This window comes from Methylorubrum zatmanii, from assembly GCF_014845115.1.
GTDB lineage: Bacteria > Pseudomonadota > Alphaproteobacteria > Rhizobiales > Beijerinckiaceae > Methylobacterium > Methylobacterium zatmanii.
The window spans coordinates 1-17,338 of the sequence record NZ_NKUI01000161.1 but is presented as its reverse complement, the minus strand read 5'-3'; the positions used below and the strand labels follow the sequence as shown (position 1 = coordinate 17,338).

18 protein-coding genes are annotated in these 17,338 nt (G+C 68.5%); 11 read left to right on the top strand and 7 right to left on the bottom strand.

Annotated elements, in window-relative coordinates:
• Positions 1-480: 480 nt before the first annotated feature.
• Both MZTS_RS18895 and MZTS_RS18890 read left to right on the top strand, forming a co-directional pair.
• Positions 481-897, top strand: coding sequence for a hypothetical protein (locus MZTS_RS18895; protein WP_009866219.1), 417 nt, complete (start codon positions 481-483; stop codon positions 895-897).
• A gap of 887 nt (positions 898-1,784) precedes the next feature.
• Positions 1,785-3,923, top strand: coding sequence for a carbohydrate porin (locus MZTS_RS18890; protein ID WP_192285010.1), 2,139 nt, complete (start codon positions 1,785-1,787; stop codon positions 3,921-3,923).
• Positions 3,924-4,014: 91 nt separating this feature from the next.
• Here the strand turns inward: MZTS_RS18890 and MZTS_RS18885 are convergent, their stop codons facing one another.
• The gene (locus MZTS_RS18885; RefSeq protein WP_009867111.1) at positions 4,015-4,335 is read right to left on the bottom strand and encodes a ribbon-helix-helix domain-containing protein; all 321 of its coding nucleotides are present in this window, start codon (positions 4,333-4,335) and stop codon (positions 4,015-4,017) included.
• The gene (locus tag MZTS_RS18880; protein WP_246482183.1) at positions 4,335-5,030 is read right to left on the bottom strand and encodes a ParA family protein; all 696 of its coding nucleotides are present in this window, start codon (positions 5,028-5,030) and stop codon (positions 4,335-4,337) included. Before MZTS_RS18880 ends, MZTS_RS18885 begins: the two co-directional genes overlap by 1 nt.
• Positions 5,031-5,482: 452 nt before the next feature.
• Between MZTS_RS18880 and MZTS_RS18875 the strand changes: the two genes are divergently transcribed.
• Both MZTS_RS18875 and MZTS_RS18870 read left to right on the top strand, forming a co-directional pair.
• Entirely contained in the window at positions 5,483-6,301 is an 819-nt protein-coding gene (locus tag MZTS_RS18875) for a helix-turn-helix domain-containing protein (RefSeq protein ID WP_192285009.1), read from the top strand.
• A gap of 175 nt (positions 6,302-6,476) precedes the next feature.
• Positions 6,477-6,905, top strand: coding sequence for a hypothetical protein (locus tag MZTS_RS18870; RefSeq protein WP_192285008.1), 429 nt, complete (start codon positions 6,477-6,479; stop codon positions 6,903-6,905).
• 64 nt (positions 6,906-6,969) lie between these two features.
• On the opposite strand, the gene mobF is transcribed toward MZTS_RS18870, so the two are convergent.
• Positions 6,970-9,930 (bottom strand): MobF family relaxase, encoded by a 2,961-nt coding sequence (gene mobF / locus MZTS_RS18865; protein ID WP_192285007.1) that lies wholly within the window; start codon positions 9,928-9,930, stop codon positions 6,970-6,972.
• Positions 9,927-10,223, bottom strand: coding sequence for a hypothetical protein (locus MZTS_RS18860; RefSeq protein ID WP_009867686.1), 297 nt, complete (start codon positions 10,221-10,223; stop codon positions 9,927-9,929). Before MZTS_RS18860 ends, mobF begins: the two co-directional genes overlap by 4 nt.
• Positions 10,224-10,494: 271 nt before the next feature.
• Between MZTS_RS18860 and MZTS_RS18855 the strand changes: the two genes are divergently transcribed.
• Genes MZTS_RS18855 through MZTS_RS18845 form a run of 3 tightly spaced genes read left to right on the top strand, consistent with a single transcriptional unit; the run spans position 10,495 to position 12,402 of the window.
• Entirely contained in the window at positions 10,495-11,007 is a 513-nt protein-coding gene (locus MZTS_RS18855) for a hypothetical protein (protein WP_009867685.1), read from the top strand.
• A 5-nt stretch (positions 11,008-11,012) separates the two neighbouring features.
• A complete protein-coding gene (locus tag MZTS_RS18850; protein ID WP_192285006.1) occupies positions 11,013-11,819 on the top strand; it encodes a chromosome partitioning protein in 807 nt (268 codons plus the stop codon).
• A complete protein-coding gene (locus tag MZTS_RS18845; protein WP_192285005.1) occupies positions 11,803-12,402 on the top strand; it encodes a hypothetical protein in 600 nt (199 codons plus the stop codon). The genes MZTS_RS18850 and MZTS_RS18845 overlap by 17 nt, the downstream gene beginning before the upstream one ends.
• Before the next feature lie 54 nt (positions 12,403-12,456).
• On the opposite strand, the gene MZTS_RS18840 is transcribed toward MZTS_RS18845, so the two are convergent.
• Together MZTS_RS18840 and MZTS_RS18835 are read right to left on the bottom strand one after the other, a co-directional pair.
• Positions 12,457-14,145, bottom strand: coding sequence for a type IV secretory system conjugative DNA transfer family protein (locus tag MZTS_RS18840; protein ID WP_009867304.1), 1,689 nt, complete (start codon positions 14,143-14,145; stop codon positions 12,457-12,459).
• Positions 14,146-14,291: 146 nt separating this feature from the next.
• A complete protein-coding gene (locus MZTS_RS18835) occupies positions 14,292-14,789 on the bottom strand; it encodes a hypothetical protein (protein ID WP_192285004.1) in 498 nt (165 codons plus the stop codon).
• Between the two features lie 85 nt (positions 14,790-14,874).
• Here MZTS_RS18835 and MZTS_RS18830 point away from each other — a divergent pair, with 85 nt between their 5' ends.
• Positions 14,875-15,681 (top strand): hypothetical protein, encoded by an 807-nt coding sequence (locus MZTS_RS18830; RefSeq protein WP_192285003.1) that lies wholly within the window; start codon positions 14,875-14,877, stop codon positions 15,679-15,681.
• A 48-nt stretch (positions 15,682-15,729) separates the two neighbouring features.
• Here the strand turns inward: MZTS_RS18830 and MZTS_RS18825 are convergent, their stop codons facing one another.
• Positions 15,730-16,221 (bottom strand): hypothetical protein, encoded by a 492-nt coding sequence (locus MZTS_RS18825; RefSeq protein ID WP_246482182.1) that lies wholly within the window; start codon positions 16,219-16,221, stop codon positions 15,730-15,732.
• A 189-nt stretch (positions 16,222-16,410) separates the two neighbouring features.
• On the opposite strand from MZTS_RS18825, the gene MZTS_RS18820 reads away from it, so the two are divergent.
• The 3 genes from MZTS_RS18820 to MZTS_RS18810 all read left to right on the top strand — a co-directional run.
• Entirely contained in the window at positions 16,411-16,671 is a 261-nt protein-coding gene (locus MZTS_RS18820) for a type II toxin-antitoxin system RelB/DinJ family antitoxin (RefSeq protein WP_281397067.1), read from the top strand.
• Positions 16,658-16,939: a type II toxin-antitoxin system YafQ family toxin gene (locus MZTS_RS18815; protein ID WP_009861360.1), complete on the top strand. Its 282-nt coding sequence runs from the start codon at positions 16,658-16,660 to the stop codon at positions 16,937-16,939. The genes MZTS_RS18820 and MZTS_RS18815 overlap by 14 nt, the downstream gene beginning before the upstream one ends.
• 49 nt (positions 16,940-16,988) lie before the next feature.
• The coding region (locus MZTS_RS18810) for a transposase (protein ID WP_192285012.1) at positions 16,989-17,338 on the top strand (350 nt) is incomplete at its 3' end.

Below are 17,338 nucleotides of genomic sequence, written 5' to 3'. Positions count from 1 at the left end.
CGCCCGTTCACGGTTCAGTCCGCCTTAGCGTTGCTCAGCATGCAGAAGTCGCGCTGTCCTCTTGTTCTGCGCCAGCGCGTGGCGTCCGCAGTCGCGGGACGATCTGCTCCATCATGCCCACCGCCCGAGCGATCAATGAGAAGATCATCTCGCCCTGGAACCGGGGATAGCGACGAGAGAACCAGCGCTGCAAGGAATGGTTGCGCACGGTCGTGCTCGAGCCCAACATCAATGATCTCTGGGTATTCCTGCAGAGCCTCGTGTTCGGTCCGAAAGCACCGCTCGTGATCGCAATCCATGGTTCAGTCGCGCTCCCGCGACGACGTGCAGGGGCGTCGCGGATCAACGGAGGGAGAGACGACGATGAGATGCAGCGCCCTGTCGACCCTGCTTTTGCTCGGATGTCTGCACGGAGCTCATGCTCAGGAAGCCCCGTTTGGCCTGTCCTGGGGGCCCATCGACACGGTGCCGAAGCCCTCGATGGTCGACCGCGAGGCGAACATCACCGCGCTGACCTACTTCCACGACCGTCCGCTGGCCGCGGGCATCGATACGGACGAGATCATCCTGGAAGTCTGTCGGGACGAGGGCCTGCAGCAGGTCATCTGGCTCAGCCGTCCGCTCTCGGAGGCCGAACTGCCGTCGCGCTACGAGGCCATCTACCGTGAGGGCGTGCGGCGATACGGTCAGCCGCAAACCGAGCCGGGTGCCAAGGTGGTGTCGTGGCCGTCAGGACGCGCGCTCCTGGCCATTAGGAAGGCCGTTCCCGGCGAGCGGCGCTTGACCATGCTGGCCAGGGGCGACCACTACGAGGCGTGCTCGGTCGCGCACCAGGCGGCCACAGGCCACCCGGCCTCCCGGCACGCGTCGGACCTGATCCTCGGGCAGACCCCGTGAAGCAGGTCGCGATCGTCTGCACCGGGCCTACGATGGCGGTCGACCCGCAAACCGCCGAGATTGTCGGGCTCGGCGCGACGCCATATCGGCCTTGATCGGACAATCACCGCCTCGGTGGCCGGGCATGACGATGCGGCCTGAGCCCGGGGCTTCTGAGCGGTGCGCCGCAGCGGGCTTCGTCAGCGGACGACGACAGGCCGACCTGCGGGCCACGTCCTCTTCCTCTCGCGAGCAAGCCGCTTCCCCGCAAACCTGTCCCGCCGGGAGCATCTCGAACGGGACCATGGGCGCCAAGCACGCCCTCCACCGCAGGCTTCGAGGCCGGGGGTGGAGAGCCCGTACCGGTCACCCCGCGCCAGCCGTGCTGCGCAGCCGAGAACCTCACGCGTGGCATCGAACCGTCATCGGCCGTCGATAAACAGGCGCACCCGGAGATCGCCGCCTGTTTCGGCGGTGATGCGCCCCTAACCGAACCCGTGGCATTCGGGGAACGATCGATCGCGCGCACGACCACGATGCGTTTCGAATGCCGCCCCACCTCACCCGCACGCGGGTTCGCAGTCGTGATCACGGCCGATGGGAAGAGCGGCATGGCTGCCGTCGCTGCGAGCAACCCACACACTATGCCGCCTAAATTCTGGAAGTTCGGCCTCTCACCCTCCCGCTCCATAGGCGTGGCGAGGGGCGTGAGAGCGATGTCCACCTCGGTCGTGCGCGTGGCTATCTCATCGGCCGGGGTCGTCAGCTCAACGCGAACCCGGCGGCGGACTTGCACGAAGGCGGTCGTCTATGGTTAGCAGCACGGCCAAGTTTGGGCGGATGCCGCATCGTGTCCTGGTCACCGCACCGCTGGTGCGGTTTCGGTTCATGCATGTGGAGGCGGCACGATGAGCCGGTGGGGCCAGGCCGTAGGACGCCTCCGCGCAGGTGCAGGGGTTGCGACGTTGCTCGCTGGCCTGTCCACCGGCGCCCACGGGGCCGATCTCGCCACGCCGACGCCACACGACGCGACGCACCTGCCCTCCTTCGGTACGTGGGCGGGCGGTTATACCGGATGGCAGGGTAGCGCCGGTGACGCCTTCGGCGACTTCGGCTTCGGATCCGGCATGATCGGCCGCCGTTCGGTGCCGGAATTCCGCACCGGGGATGCCACGGGCCGCAACGATGCCGGTCGCAATGCGACCACCGCGCTCGGCGGCCTGTTCGGCGGGTACGCCTGGCAGATCGGCCCGTTCGTGTATGGCGTTGAAGCCGACGTTGACGCCACGAACTTGAAGCGGCCCGTGTCCTCGACCACGCCTGGGTTCGGCTTCGAGGGGCTGGACCCCGCCTTCCCTGTGATCCGGGCTAAGGCCGACGTGTTCGGGACAGCCCGAGCCCGCGTCGGCTACGCGTTCGAGCGCTATCTCGTCTATGCCAGCTTCGGGCTTGCGGGCGCTCAGGTCCGGTTTCTCACCAACTTCCCTGATCCAGCGACGACGTCAGCCCCGGCCCTTCGGCGGGGCCGCGCCTTCCTCGGGTTCTCGCTCGGTGCCGGCATCGAATATGCCATCACCGAGCACCTCGCGCTGGGACTGGAATACCGCTACCTCGACCTCGGCCGGAGCGGACGGCTCGATCTCGGCACCGTTCCGGGCGTCACCGGTGGCCCCTTCTCCGCGCGGGCCTCCTTCACCTCCAACCAAGTCCTCGCGCGCCTGTCCTGGTATCCGGGTGGTCTCGTCTTGCCGCCCGAGCCTGGCGAGGTAGCCCCCCACGATCCCGATACGGCGATCAGCGACCGCATCTCGCTGCACGGCCAGACGACCTTCGTGGACCAGGGCGTGTCCGGCTTCCGCTCGCCCTATCTCGGGCCGCAGAGCCTCGTGCCGCGCCAGGCACGCGCCACGCTGACGGCGACCGCCTTCCTCGGTTTCAAGCTCACGGACAGCACCGAACTCTACTACAACCCCGAATTCGACCAGGGCTTCGGCCTGAGCCGGACGCTCGGCGTCGCCGGCTTCGTCAACGGCGAGGCGCAGAAGGCCGGCGCGCCCTTCCCGAAGCTGCGCTCGCAACGCTACTTCGTCCGCCAGACCTTCGGCCTCGGCGGCGAGACCGAGGATGTACCGGACGGCCCGAACCAGGTCGCGACCCGCCGCGACATCGAGCGGATCACCGTGGTGGCCGGCAAGTTCGCGCTCGGCGACTTCTTCGACGGCAACACCTACGCGCACGATCCCCGCGTCGATTTCCTGAACTGGTCTCTCTGGGCGTCTGGGGCCTATGACTTCCCCGCGAACCTGCCCGGGTTCACACAAGGCGTGATGGTCGAGTACAACCGCAAGGCGTTCGCGATCCGGGCGGCCTACACGCAGGTGCCGAAAGAACCGAGCAGCAACGTTCTCGACCCGCGCATCGCCCGGAAGGGCGGCCTTACGGTCGAGCTGGAGGAGCGCCACGTGCTCCCGGGGCTCGACCAGCCCGGCAAGATCCGCCTCGGCCTGTTCACCAACGTCGCCCGCACGGCGAACTATCGCGAGGTGGTCGACCTCACTCAAGGGGGCTTCTTCGCCGATATCAACGATGCGGCCGCGGCCACCCGACGCGACCGGCGCAAGAGCGGGCTCTACCTCAACCTCGAACAGGCCGTGACGTCGCAGGTCGGCGTGTTCGCGCGGGCCAGCCTGAACGACGGACGCAACGAGAGCCTCTCGTTCGCCGACATCGACCGCAGTGTCTCCGGCGGTGTCTCGCTGAAGGGCGGCGCCTGGGGCCGGCCCGACGACACAGTCGGCCTCGGCGCTGCCATCAACAACCTGTCCCGCTCCCACCGGGATTTCTTCGCCAACGGCGGCCTCGGTCTGGTGATCGGCGATGGCCGCTTGACCTACGGCGCCGAGCGCGCGGCCGAGGCGTTCTACGCGCTGAGCCTCACGAAGGCCGTGACTGTCTCCGCCGATTATCAGCTCGTGGCGAACCCGGCCTACAATCGCGACCGTGGCCCGGCACACTTTTTCGCAGCCCGCCTCCACACGGACTTCTGACGGTCGATCCCCAGAAAACCCGCTCAAAAACGGTCATCTTCGAGCGGTCACGGCGATGGATCTGATTATAAGGTCGACCTTCTTTCCTTCCCTACTGCCGCTCGGCCCGCCGTGCGCGTCGCCGTTCTACAGTCGCTACAGCCTCGGTGCCGTTCGCCTCCATCCAGGCATCAACGGCTTGGCGGAGGAGCTCCTGGATCTGGATGCCCTCATCCAACGCGGCTTGCTTGATCTCCTCGTGCCGCTGCGGCTCAACATAGTAACCGAGGAACCGCTTGCCTTCGCGGGTGGTCTTGACCGGAACTGGCTCCACTACTGCCGTTGCCACCGATGGGGCGGCCTTTGGCGTCTGCGGCGCCTTCATCGACTCCGCCACCTGCGCAGCCATGGACAGTGGGTTCAGCTTGGCCATCACACAACCTCACTTGCATTCTTGCGTGTGCGTGTCTTAGCACGCAAGCCAACTTGTTTTGAAATGTGTTTCCACACAGCTCGCACGTCGAGGGCCCCCTTCCCTTCCGGCTCAACCTCAATCGACGTCTGGCCGGCATCGGCCGAGCGTGGGAACACTTTCAAATCGTGAATTACGTGCCGCAAGATTGGCATGCCGATCTGGTTTAGCTCGCGGCGGATCCGGGCCGCCTCGCGGTCACTGCGATTGCCAACCCTGTTGAGCACCACGCATGTTGGCTTGTTAGCTTGTGTGGCAGCACGCACAGTGCGAGTCACGGCTTTCAGATCGAACAGGGCGACGCCAGTTGGGATCGCGACAGCATCTGCTACTGCCAGGGCGGCTTCCACCTCATCTGTCGCGTTTGGCGGGGTGTCGATCAACATCAGGTCCAGACCGAGTCCGCGACCGGCCTCAACAATCTGAGCCACCGCGCGGGGCTTGGCGTCAGATACGAACGGCTGCTCGGCCTCTCGCCGGTCTGACCATTCAGACAATGACGATTGCGGGTCCAGATCGATGATGCCCACCTTATGGCCATCCTCAATGGCAGCGGCAGCGAGATTGATTGTGAGGGTACTTTTGCCGACCCCACCCTTCCAAGCTAGCAACGCAAGCACCTTCATCGGTGTGCCTCCACACATGTTGTCGGGCATGGATGCCCACAAATCCACACCTAGACCGCCCAAGTTGCCGCAACGTCAACAGGGGTGGTAACACACTAAACCACTTGTGTGGAGGTGTTTCGGTGTGAGGTGATGCGCATCAGGTACCGAATTGGCCGGCAACATTGACTTAGCTGTGCCGCCCGGCCGACATGCCATGTCCGGTTGGCGCGCGCCTCGCGCGAGTCGCCGGAACCATCAGGAGACCACGCCGCCGCAAGTCGACCCCTGAAAAGCCAACGGCCCCCCAGTCGCCAAACTGGAGGGCCGTCGAAATCGAAAAGGGCCTGTGAGGCCGCGTAGCTGCTCCTCACAAGCCATGAGACGCTCCAGGCGTCAAGCGGGAACGCCAATTCCCGCGACGATGAGGCTTTGCCCTGTGGACCGGACGCCCCTGCGGCGGCCCGGAACGACCTGTTGCGGCCCGATGAGGGCCGAGAGACGTGTTTGCAGACGAAATCCGCCGCGCGATCGAGGGGGCCAGCCGAATCACCCTGCCGCAGGTCACGGCGCTGCTCTGGCGCGCCTACGGGGACGGGACCGTTACGGAGGCCGAGGCCGAGGCGCTGTCCGGGCTGATCGAGGCGCGCACGGATGCGCCGGCAGCTCGCCGTCTACCACCCGGTTCGCAACCCAGCCCCGAGGTTGAATCTCCGCCCCCGTCCCAGGACCGCGCAGGAGCCCCAAGAAGATCTGTCGGCTCGCGTCCGCGCACGGATGCCTCGCTGGAGCGCCGGCGCCGCTGGGCCGCCTCGGGGCGGCTCCCACCGGGGTTGGCGGCCCGGTTCACGCTGGCCGAGCAGGCGGTTCTCGCCCTAGTGGCGGCCGAGGTCGTGCGCCGGAAGGACTGCCGGTTGGCCGTGGGCCACCTCGCGGCGATCGTCGGTGTGGCCGAGACCACGGTCCGCAACGCGGTTCGCGAGGCCGTGAAACTTGGGCTCATCACCGTCGAGGAGCGACGCCTTACGGGCTTCCGCAACGACACCAACATCGTGCGTATCGTCTCACCCGAGTGGCAGGCCTGGCTGCGATTGGCGCGCAAACCATCGGCGGGACACGGCGGTCTTGAGGACATGCGATCCGCCTCGGCTCAGGGGGGAGGGTGCAAATCCGCGCAGCGCACGCCTACTGAAGTTCTCATCCTGTCAGAATCGGGGACAACGGAACCAAAAAAATGCTGCCGGAGGGCAGCGGGCGACCTCGATCGATCCGATCAAACGAGAATCGGCCTGGATCGTAGGACGGTCACAGCCATGCGTTGACGGTCTGACACCGGACGATTTGACGAACGCGACCCCATCTCACCGGACTGGGCGGGCGCCCGCGGCGGCATACGCGTCGAAACATGCCCCACACGACGGCCGAGTACGGACCCCTGTGCGGCCGGTCCGTCCTACTCTAGGGTCACGCTCCGAGCTTGGACGTCCGACCCGCACCATGCCGATCCGGCGCGAGCACCGCTTCTTCTACCCGATCGACTGGCCACAGCTCTCGGCGGTGATCCGGTTCGGGCGCGCCCGAGGGGCTTGCGAGAGCTGCGGCCGACCGCACGGACGAACTGTGATCCACCTCGGTGACGGACGCTGGTGGGATGACGTCGCCGCCGCCTGGCGCGACGGACGCGGCCGACGCGTGCGCCTCGCGCCCGGCACGGTCGACGTCCTGGGGATCGCGCGCCGGACTCGCGTGGTCCTGGCCGCGGCCCACCGCGACCACGACACCGCCAACAACGCGGCCGCCAACCTCGCGGCGTTCTGCCAGCGATGCCACATGATCCATGACCGGCCGGAGCATCAGCGGCGACGCTGGCGCACGCTGTTCCGACGCAAGGCGCTGGGTGACCTGTTCCGCGGGCCCTACGGTTGATCCCGAACGGCCTGGACCGACGCGGTTCGGATCATGGCTGGCCGGCGCACCCGAGCGATGGCGCTCACCGCTCGATGCCATGCCCCCGGCCGCGGTCGGGTATCGGGATGGAGTGGCCCAAGCGGCGGGCGAGCTGCGCGACCAGGGCGCGTGCCGCCGGCCCCGGCGTCCGGGTCAGACGACGGCCATAGGCGTCGATCACACGCCACGCCGGCACGACCAAGCGCTCGATCCCGAGCCAGGCTGCGGCCTCGCGCAGTGCTCGTGCGGCACGCACCGCCCGGCCGACGTCGATGCCCGGGGCGACGTGCTCGCGCACGCCGAGCTCCCCGTCGCGCATGAACGCAACCCGGTCGGCGGCGTAGTCCACCACGTTGGCCTTCTCGTGATAAGTCCGCGCCTCGCGGAACAGCCGCTCCAGCACCATCGTGTCGGTAGCCGGGATCCGCGGATCCGCCTGGCGCTGCCGGCACATGGCGTCGAGCCGGTCGCGCTCGACCACCACCCGCGCTTCGTGCCGGTGCCGGGTCAGGCCGACATACATCTCCCGCGCGTCCGTGCCGGCCCCGAGATACATCACCGCCGCGGAGCACGTACGTCCCTGCGCCGCGTACGCTGTGCCCGCCCACGCGTGTACGATCTTAGGTTGTAATTTCTTGCGGCCGAACCGTAGCTTCCGCGCCAACTCCGTCCACGGCGTCTCGATCACGCGTCCGTCCTCCAACGCTAGGCGCAGACGCGCACCTCCGTCGGGATCGGCCATGATCGCCTCGACCCGGGCGCGGTTGCCGTTGCGTAACCGGAGATGCGGCAGGCTCTCGCCGAAGCGTAAGGAGTCGCCGACCGCGAGCGCGAGCGACACGCGCTTATTCTCGCGGTCGCGCGTGGACAGGGCGATCAGATCGGGCCCGAGCCGGCCTTCCGCGCGCAGCACCGCTCGCGCCCGGGCGTTCAGCAGCGCCGCGTCGGCGTTGCGCCGGGTGACGATCAGCACGTCCTCGCCGTAGGCCGTGCGCTGCTCGCTCCACACTGCGATCACGCGATCCTGCGCCGCCTCCGCGCCGGCGACCAGCTCGATCCGGTCCTCGGCCGCGTAGGCGCGCACGCCCGCCTCGACATCGCCGCGCGCCATCACCACCGAGGCGGCGCGCTGCCAGTCCACCGTCTGCCGGCGGACCTCGCCGAGCACCGCCGAGCGCCCGACCACCTCGGCGACCGCGCGCAACGCGCTCGCACCTCCGACCGAGGCGAGCTGACGCCGGTCGCCGATCAGCACCACCTTCGCCCCGGCGACCCGGGCCGCGCTCAGCACCGCCTCCAGGTCGCGGGTCGATACCATCCCGGCCTCGTCGACCAGCACCAGGGTGTCCGGGTCGAGCGCCGGTGATGGATCGGACCGCGATGGATCGGCCCTGGGACTGGCATCCGGAGCCGGCGCGCTGACCTGGTCGTGGCGCCAGCGAGCGATCGCCTGCGTCGGGATCCCGGTGGAGCGCGCGAGTTCATCGGCCGCGACCCAAGAAGGCGCTAGGCCGATCACCCGCAATTTTGCACCGTGCGCGGCTGCCACCAGGGCGGCGGCCGTGGTTGTTTTGCCTGTGCCGGCTCCGGCCTGGAGGAGTGACACCCCGTCCGCGTTGGCGGCGTGGCTCACGGCCAGGCCCTGCTCGGGACTGAGATGACTGGCCTGCGCTAGGGCGGCCGCGGCCGCCTCTGGGGCGATCCAGGTCCGCTCCAGGGGCCGATCGGCGGCGCGCAGCATCCGTGCCTCGCACGCGGCGATGCCCGGGCTGGTCCAGCACGCGCTGGCCCCCGGGATCATCTCGGCGTCGGCCAGCGGCAGCAATGTGCCGACCCGCTCCAACTGGGCGAGTTCCGCCTCCACGGTATCGACCCCGAGGCCCTGCAGGCTGGCCAGTTCCAGGGCACGCTGGAGCAGGTCCTTTCGCGCGAGCACGCTCTCGTGCCGGAACAGGGCCGAGGCGGCACGCGCCACTGGGCCGTCGCCGGGGATCTCGGGTGGATCGACGGGGGGCTCACGCTCGGCGTCGCGTACGGCGGCGGCGATGAGGATGGGATCGAGCTCGGGGTGGCGCGCCGCCTGCCAGGGATCGAGCCCGCACCCGGCGAGTTCCTGGCGCCACCGTGCCTCTAATTCCGGTCCGGTCGGCAGTTCGTGCTTGCCCCGGCGCGTCGCCAGCGCGGCGATCTCGCGCTGGGCAGACGTGGCGTAAGCGCCAGCATAGTCGAGGATCTGACTGGAGCGTTTGGAGAAAGCGGCCAGCACCGTCTCGGGCACGCCGGCGATCTCCCACTGGCCGCGTCCAGCCTCGCGGTAGTGCAGCCCGAACCGCGCGCGCAGTTCCTCGGCGAGAGCCGCCCTGTACGCGGCCCCCACGCCGAGCTGTTGAGCGTACAGCCCCTCCACCTCAATCGTGAGATGTTTTTGAGTCTTGTAGCGACCTGAAGTCGAATTCGGAGGGGCGCCGGCGACGTTCAAGAAAACGCAGTGGCAGTGCAGGTTAGGATCGCCCTCGCGGGTCGTGTAGTGATCGAAGCGCGCCACGATCAGGTCGCTCGGCTGATGCCGCTGCACGCCGCCCGCACCCGTTCGCACGGTGACGAGCCCCTCCGCCGCCACGAAGGCGAGCGCCCGCTCCACCGCGGACCGATGCGCCGCCTCGATCGCCGCACGCTGCTCGGCCGTGCCGGCCATCCATAGGACGGAGACCGACTTTCCCGGGGTCATCGTGCAATCCTGGCCGGCCCAGTGCCCCGGGCCGGCGCCGCGCACCAGCGCTTTGCCGGTGCCGGGGTGATACCCCGCGCACAGATCGCGAAACGAGGACGCCTCGATCGCCGCGCCGTGGCGCACGACCGTCTCGCCGCTGCTCCACCACACCCCGGCACCGTCGGAGGCGTAGTACTCGTCGCGCCGGTCCGGCCGCGCCTCGTGCTGGCTGTCGTTGGTGTAGTATAGCGCGGCCGGCGAGCCCGCCCCGAGGCGGTGCAGCGTGGCGGTCATGGGGTCGGATCTGCAGCGTCGACATCCCTGCCTAAACGGCAGACCTTCGACAGATCGATGGCGGCTGCGGGCGCGCCGAGTTCGCCCACGGCCTCGGCCATGTCGAGGATGGCGGCGTCGACCTGCTCCAGGCGCTCGATCAGGACGCGGTGGCGGACCGCCACCTCCAGGTGCTGGACGACGCACTCGGCCGCCAATGCCTCGGGGGACCAGCCGCGCTCGGTCGCGGCAGCACTCAACCGAGTGGCGAGGGTCGCCTCCAGGGTCACGGTGATCTTGACCTGGTCGACCATCGGCGTACCTGCTGCGCGTGAAACTGGGCGGCAGCCGTGGCACGATCGCGGCGGCCGGGCGAGGCTCGAATGGCCGCTCGGTTAACGATGAGCCACTTCAGTGCGTGTGGTGTGATGCCCTTCTTCTGGCCGTACGCGTTACCGTACATCTGCCGTACTAAGCCGTAGCCTACCGTCTTCGGCCGGACCCTAACGTGGAGTTGCTGTCGCCCCAGGCATTCGAGCGATCGGCTGCACGCCCTGGCAAGCCCCGATCTGCTAGAGCGTCGCCATGGCCCAGCGCCCCCGCCTCGACCTACGCCGCCTCGCCCGAGACGCCGCCGCGACCCCCGGCAGCCGCCGCACGGCCGGTGCTCCGGGTGGTCGGCCCGCCACGGGCTTGATGGATATCGTGCGCGGCAATCTCGACGCTCTGGTCGCCCTCCAGGCCGGCGGATTGACCTGGGATGCGGTCGCGGCCGGCCTCACGGCGCAGGGCATCACCACCGCCGACGGCCAGCCGATCACCGGGCGCAATCTCACCGGCATCATCTCCAGCGTCCGGCGTCAGGCCGCCGCCCGCGCGGCCAAGGCGGAGGCGCGGGCGGCTCGCCCCGATCGGCCGACCCCACCGCATTCCGTACCGCCCCCGACCGGCTCGACCCCCCGGGCGTCACGGCTCGCACTGGAACTCCGTCCGGATCGCGAGACGCCGGCCCCATCGGCCACGGATGCGCCGCTCACCGAGGTGGAGATCCGACGGCTGCAGGCCGAGAAGCACAGCCACCTTTTCAAGAAGGACTGACACCCATGCCTCGCGTCCTCCTCGTCGCCCAGGAAACCGGCGGCGTCGGCAAGTCGACCGTGACCCGCGGCCTGGCCGAGGCGGTGCCGGACGCGCCGATCCTGGAGATCGAGTCGGTGCACCGCCTGACCGAGTTCATGACCGCGACGGCCGCTAACGAACCCGGTAGCGTGCGCTATTTCGAGATGCGCGCCACGCGCGAGGCGATCGAGGCCAGCGGCGGCAAGGCCGCGCGGTCCGAGCTCGACGAGGTGATCAACGCGCTCTACGAGGTCGCGGCTCCCACCCTCGTCGACATCGGCGCCAACACCTCGGCGAGCCTGCTCGGGGTCCTGAAGGACGAGGCGCCGGAGCTGCGCAAGGCCGGGATCGAACTCGGGCTCGTGGTGGTGGTGGCCGCCGAGGCCGGCTCGCTCGCGGATGCGGGCAAGCTGCTGCAGTCAGCACGGGATTGGACCGGCGCCCGGTTCGTCGTAGCCAACGGCGTGCGCGGCGCGATCGACCCGACGATCCTGGAGCGCGTGGTCGGCGACGCGACGGTCACGCACCTGCGCGCCTTCGAGCTGGAGGATGAGACGCGCGGGGTGTTGGCGGCCGGACAGTTGCGCGGTGTCGGACGGCTCGACCGGGCGGCCCTGGTCAAGCAGACCTCGCAGGCTCAGGCAGGGCGGATCCTGCGCGATCTCACCGCCTTCCGCCTCGCCTTGATGGAAGCGGTCAAGCCGGCGGCCCTGTGGCTGGTCGAGGAGGCGCCGGTCGCAGGTCGGGCCGGGACGCCGGTAGGGGGGAGCAAGCGTGCCCGCAACGCCTGAAGACGTGCACGACCGCCTCGCGCGGGCCGACCGCGCCGCGCGCGAGGCCGCGGCCGGGTTCGAGCGGGACAGCCGCGCCGCGCTCACCCGGCTGAAGACGCGCCCGATCCACGAGCGGTTCGCGGCCTTGGAGGAGGGCGCAGCACAGCTCCTACCCGAACATCGGCGCGAGCTCCTGCTCTCGATCCGCGACCGGTCCGACGACGGGGAGCCTAGCGCTCGGCCCACGCCGCGCCATGCGAGCCGCATCGCGGTCTGGCGCGGGCACCTGCCGTTCCGCGTGCGCCGGCTCACCCGGAACGCGCTGCTCGGGCTCTGCCTCGTGCTCGCGCTGATCTTGGCCTATCGCCGCACGCCGGCCGCCTGGGCGGAGGTTCGGGGCAGCCAAGACGTGGCCGTCGCCTGGGTCATGCCGGACGGGCGGCCCGCCGGCGACCGCCTCGTGGCCGGACGCGCCTACGCGGTGATGCGGGATACTGACGGCATGGCCGAGCTGCGCGACTGGCGTCCTGGTGAGGGCTATGCCGCGACGCGCGTGCCGTCAGACTGGCTGGTGACCCGCTCCGGACCAGCCGCGCGCTGAGATCCGGACCTCTCGATCCGTCACGGCTCACATCAAACCTACGGCCTGCCCGGCTCACCGCGCCCGACCGACCGGCGGCACGGCGGTGATCAGCTTGCGGAAGCGCGGGTCGGTGTGGGCGACCGTCTTCTTCAGGCGCAGCGGATGGCGGGTCTGGCCGCCGCTGTTGGGAAACACTAGGAGCTCGTCGCCCGGCATCGCGATCAGCGCCTCCTTGGTCATCAGGCGTGCGCCCTGCGAGGCCCGGGTCGTGGACGGCGTGCCCTTGGCATCACCGGTCGGGGCCGTCCGGGTCTCGACGAAGGCGGTGTAGTCGCCGACCGCCCGCGACCAGCGCTCGGCCTCGTCCGGGTCGACCGCCGGGACGTCGAAGACGGTGACGACCTCGGCGGTGTTGAGCAGCACGTCGGCCCCGGCCTCGCCGTAGAGGCCGACGAGCTGGGCGCGGTCCTGCCACATCGTCCACAGGCTGGCGCCGTAGCCCGGCAGCTCGCTCGCCGCGGTCAGCAGCGCGTCGAACCGACCGAGCACCGCGGCCTCGTCGACGAAGATCATCAACCGCTCGGCCGGGCGATGGCGGCGCACCGAGGCGAACAGGTCGGACAACAACCAGCGCAGGAACGGGGCGAGCACCGCCTTGTACTCGGTCGGCACCGCGACGAACAGGTCGACGGCGCCCGTGGACAGCTCCGACAGCCGGAAGGTCGACCCGTCGACGAGGTCGCGCAGGCGCCGGTCGGCGAGCCACTGGAACGCCTGCAGGGCGGTGGACTTGATCGGATCCTTGGTCTTGGCGTCGGCCTGCAGGATCTCCATGGCCGCGTAGGCCGCGGGCTCGGGCCAGCGATTGACGTATTGCTGCAGGAGCCCGAGAAAACGGCCCTCGTCGGTGATGAGATCCTGGACCTCCACCACCGTGCTCGCCCCCGGCCGGCGCAGCGCGACCAGCATCGCGCCGGTGATCAGATCGACGGCGCGGTTGCGGAAGTAGGCGGAGGCCTCGCCGTCCCCGGTGGCCTCGGGCAGGAGCGCCAGGGCGGTGCTCTGGAGGTAGAGGACGTCGTCCGGGTCGCGGTCCTGAAGTGGGTTCCAGCGATCTGTGCCGCCGGCCAGACCCATGGGGTCGAGGCAGACGACGCGGCGGCCGAGCGCCCTGCGCCGAGCGGCCACGGCGCGGTAGACCTCGCCCTTCGGGTCGAGCACCACCGCCGGTCCGCCCCAGCCCTGGGGTTCGGGGAAGGCGAGGTTCGGGATGAGCAGGCCCGAGGTCTTGCCCTTGCGCGGCGGTGCGATGGTCACGAGCGTGCCCTGGACGGCGACGCGGACCGGATGGCCCGTCTGGGGATCCCGGCCGAGTTCGAGCCCGTCGCGCAGGCGCCCGCGCTCGGCCGGGGTGGCGAAGCGGGCCGAGCCGAACAGGTCGGAGGTGTCCCGCTTCTGCTCGGGCTTGGCACGCCGCAGCAGCTCGGCTCCGAACAGGATCAGGAGCGGTGCGAAGGCGAGGAACGGTGCCGGGGAATGGCCGCCGTTCGCGAGATCAGGCGCGTGGCCGATCATCATGAGGTAGGGCATCGCGAGCGCGTCGCTGGCGCGCCGGGAGAACAGGGTCTCGAACCAAACCCCGGGGCGCATCACCTCCGCGGGCCAATACGCCGGGTCGAGCCCGTTCTGGATCAGGCCCGCGACCGGGTAGGCCAGGAGCACGGTCGCGAGGAAGGCTATGAAGGCCAGACGCATGCGCATGACGGGTCGATCACGAGGGAGGCGGGTGGCATCGCTTCGAGCACGGTTGCCCTCTCAGCCGCGCGTGGAGCTGAGCGACGGCACGGCCTCGCCGGTGAGGCCGTGCCGATCGGGAAGAAGAGCCGATGTTGGGTTTGCGCGCAGCCTCAGAGCGACGCCCGGATGTCTCGCTCCAGACGCGCGAGCGGATCGACCTTATCGCCGGGTAAGGGCCTGATCTGGGATAGATAAGACAGACACCCCAACCCAGTGGCGAACTGATTGCGGGTCGCGGAGGTCTTCAGCTCGTCGTTGATCACGTTGCGAAGGCGCTCCTCGGCGATCAGCTTGTCGTCTTCCAGGGAAGGTACGTCCCTCTGTGACGCAAAATCCCGCGCGATGTCGCCGTACTGAATGCGCTCGTGGTGTAGCTCAAGAAAACTCATCAGCATAAAGCAGTTTGCCGCGATTTCTCTATAGAGCCTGTACGGAAATTCTGCCTTGGAAGAATTCAGTATTGTTTGCTGAAGCTTGGAAAAATCTGGCATCGCGTGTGTCTCTCGGGATGAGGCCGTCGGTGTATGCGTTTTTTCCTGAGAGAAGGTCACGCGTGGCGCGCGACCTTTAGCAAAACAGGTAATATTTTGCTCATTGTAATCTCGCAAGCAGTCAAATCCGAATGAAAATGAAAACAACAGTCTGTCGGTTTGCAGGTAAGTAGGACCTGATCGAGCGTGAGTGTACGAACAGATGACATTGGCAAAACTGATCTATAGATGTCGTGACTGGCGCGATAGCCCCTTCGTCGAGGGCATCACGCGAGCCAACGACCTCATTCCTGACGCCGGTCGGTTCATCGTCGACCAGAGCGTGATGGATGCGGTCCAGCGCATGGAGAAGACGCCCTTCGCCGATCTGCTGCGCGCCCTCGATCATGCACGGCCGCCCTTTCCCCTCACCTGGATCGAGTGGAGCAGTCCCGGTGGCGGCCATCTCGGCTATCTCGTCGAACAGGCGCAGGACACGTCCGGCTTCGCCTTCCGTCAGTTCTTGCACGCCCTACAGATCGAGCGAGCGACGGGCTGGCCCGTGGTGTGTACCCTCGGCCGTATCCACGTCGATCCGAGCGGGTTTCGCTGCGAGAACGTGGCCGAGGCCGCGACCAGCGGCAACGGGCCCGGTCCGAACCCGCACGAGCAGGCGTCCGCCGACCTCATTAGCATGTTCCTGATCATCAACTCGCCCTCGCGTGTCGTGACGATCGACGCGGCGCCGGATACGCAGCGGGCCGATGCGCGCCGCGTCGCCGAAGGTCGGCCGCCGCTGCCGAACCTGCGACGGATCCGCCTCGACGTCGCCCGTCTGCGGCAGGTCGATATCGACGATGGTGTCCCGCAAGCCGATGGGCGCCCACGAGCGGAGCACTTCGTGCGGGGGCACTTCAAATTCCGGAACGGCCGGATGTGGTGGTGGTCGCCCCACATCCGCAATCAGGCCGGGGACGAACCTGTCGCGCTCCCGCGCGACTATCAGGTCGTCAGTTCCGATCCAGGATGAGGATGGGATCGGAAAGCGGAACTTGCTCGATCCAGACCGTGCCCGCCATCACAGGACAGCGTGCACGAACAAGTCGAGTTGCCCCGATGTGGCACAAGCGCGTGAGTGCGGGCCCGGAGCTCGGCGCGTCGCTCTCGGCGTGAGAAGAGTCGGGAGATCGACGTCCGGCTTGCCATAGAGGACGGCACCGACGATCTCGCAGCCATCGCCGCGATGGAATACGTTAGCGGTATGCGGCCCAGCCCGCAGGATCTCCTGCACGAGCGCCTCGTCTACGCTCAGGCCGGACAGGGCCGTGAGCAGGCAGGTGAGACCCGCTGTTGCGATGTCGAACGATCGAAACTCTGTAGCACGCTGTCGCCAGACCTGGCGGACGGCTCCAACGCTGGTCTGCGGAAACGGGTTGGGTGCTTGCCTTGTCGCCGCGTCGGCGATGAAAGCGGCGATCGCATGCCGCTCGGCGATGTGAGCGGCCGCGAGCAGGGAGGCAGCGAGCTGGCGTTGGCTGATCGGCATGGCGCTGCGGCTGTCGTAATCCAAACCACACGCGGGTGCCTCAGCAGAGAACCGGCACGCGCGGCAGACATCGGACCTTCCTACCGCGCCCATACCGGCACCGGTAGGACGGGGCGGTCACACGGTCTGAGGCGCTGTTCCGGCTGACGTCGAGCGGCACTGGTGGGACACGCCTGTCTGCATTACATTGTCATGCAGACAGGAGATGAGGTCATGGCCAACGCTCTCGTGCAAACCCGGATCGACCCCGCCTTGAAAGAAGAGGCCACAACCGTGCTCGCGGCGATGGGCCTGACCGTATCCGAGGCGGTTCGGCTGATGCTGACGCGCGTGGCACGCGAGGGCGCACTCCCGTTCGAGCCGCTCGTGCCCAACGAGGCGACGATCGCCGCGATGCGCGATGCGCGCGCCGGAGGCTTGCCTCGCTTCAACAGCGTGGCTGCGCTGATGGCTGACCTCGATGCGGACGATTGAGCGCACCGGGCAGTTCAAGCGCGACTACAAGCGGGAAATGAAAGGGCAGCACCGCACGACCCTTGTGGCGGATCTTACCGTGGTCCTGGATGCTCTGGTTGCAGACCGGCCGCTCGAGCCGCGCCACCACGATCACGCCCTGACCGGCAACTGGCGTGATCACCGGGACTGCCACGTTCGCCCCGACCTCGTGCTGATCTACAGGCTACCGGACGATCAGACGCTGCAACTCGTGCGCCTCGGCTCTCACGCCGAGCTCGGGCTCTAAGAGCGCCTAACAGAACGGGCACGGATCGGCTTTGCAGGCGTTGTTCAGTATGGCTCGCCCGCTTCTGCCTGACGATCTCTGGGACACGATTGCCCCGCTCCTGCCGCCATCCCGGCCGCGTCCGAAGGGCGGGCGCCGCCCGATCGAGAACCGGGCGGCGCTGACCGGGATCCTGTTCGTGCTGCGCTCAGGGTTGCCTTGGGAGATGCTGCCCGCCGAGATGGGTTGCGGCTGCGGGATGAGTTGCTGGCGCCGTCTGCGCGACTGGCAGGAGGCGGGGGTGTGGGCGCGGCTGCATCAGGTGCTGCTGGAACGTCTCCACGCCGCCAGCGAGATCGACTGGAGCCGGGCAAGCTTGGACAGTGCTTCCGTCCCGGCCAAAAACGTATGGCCCGCCCC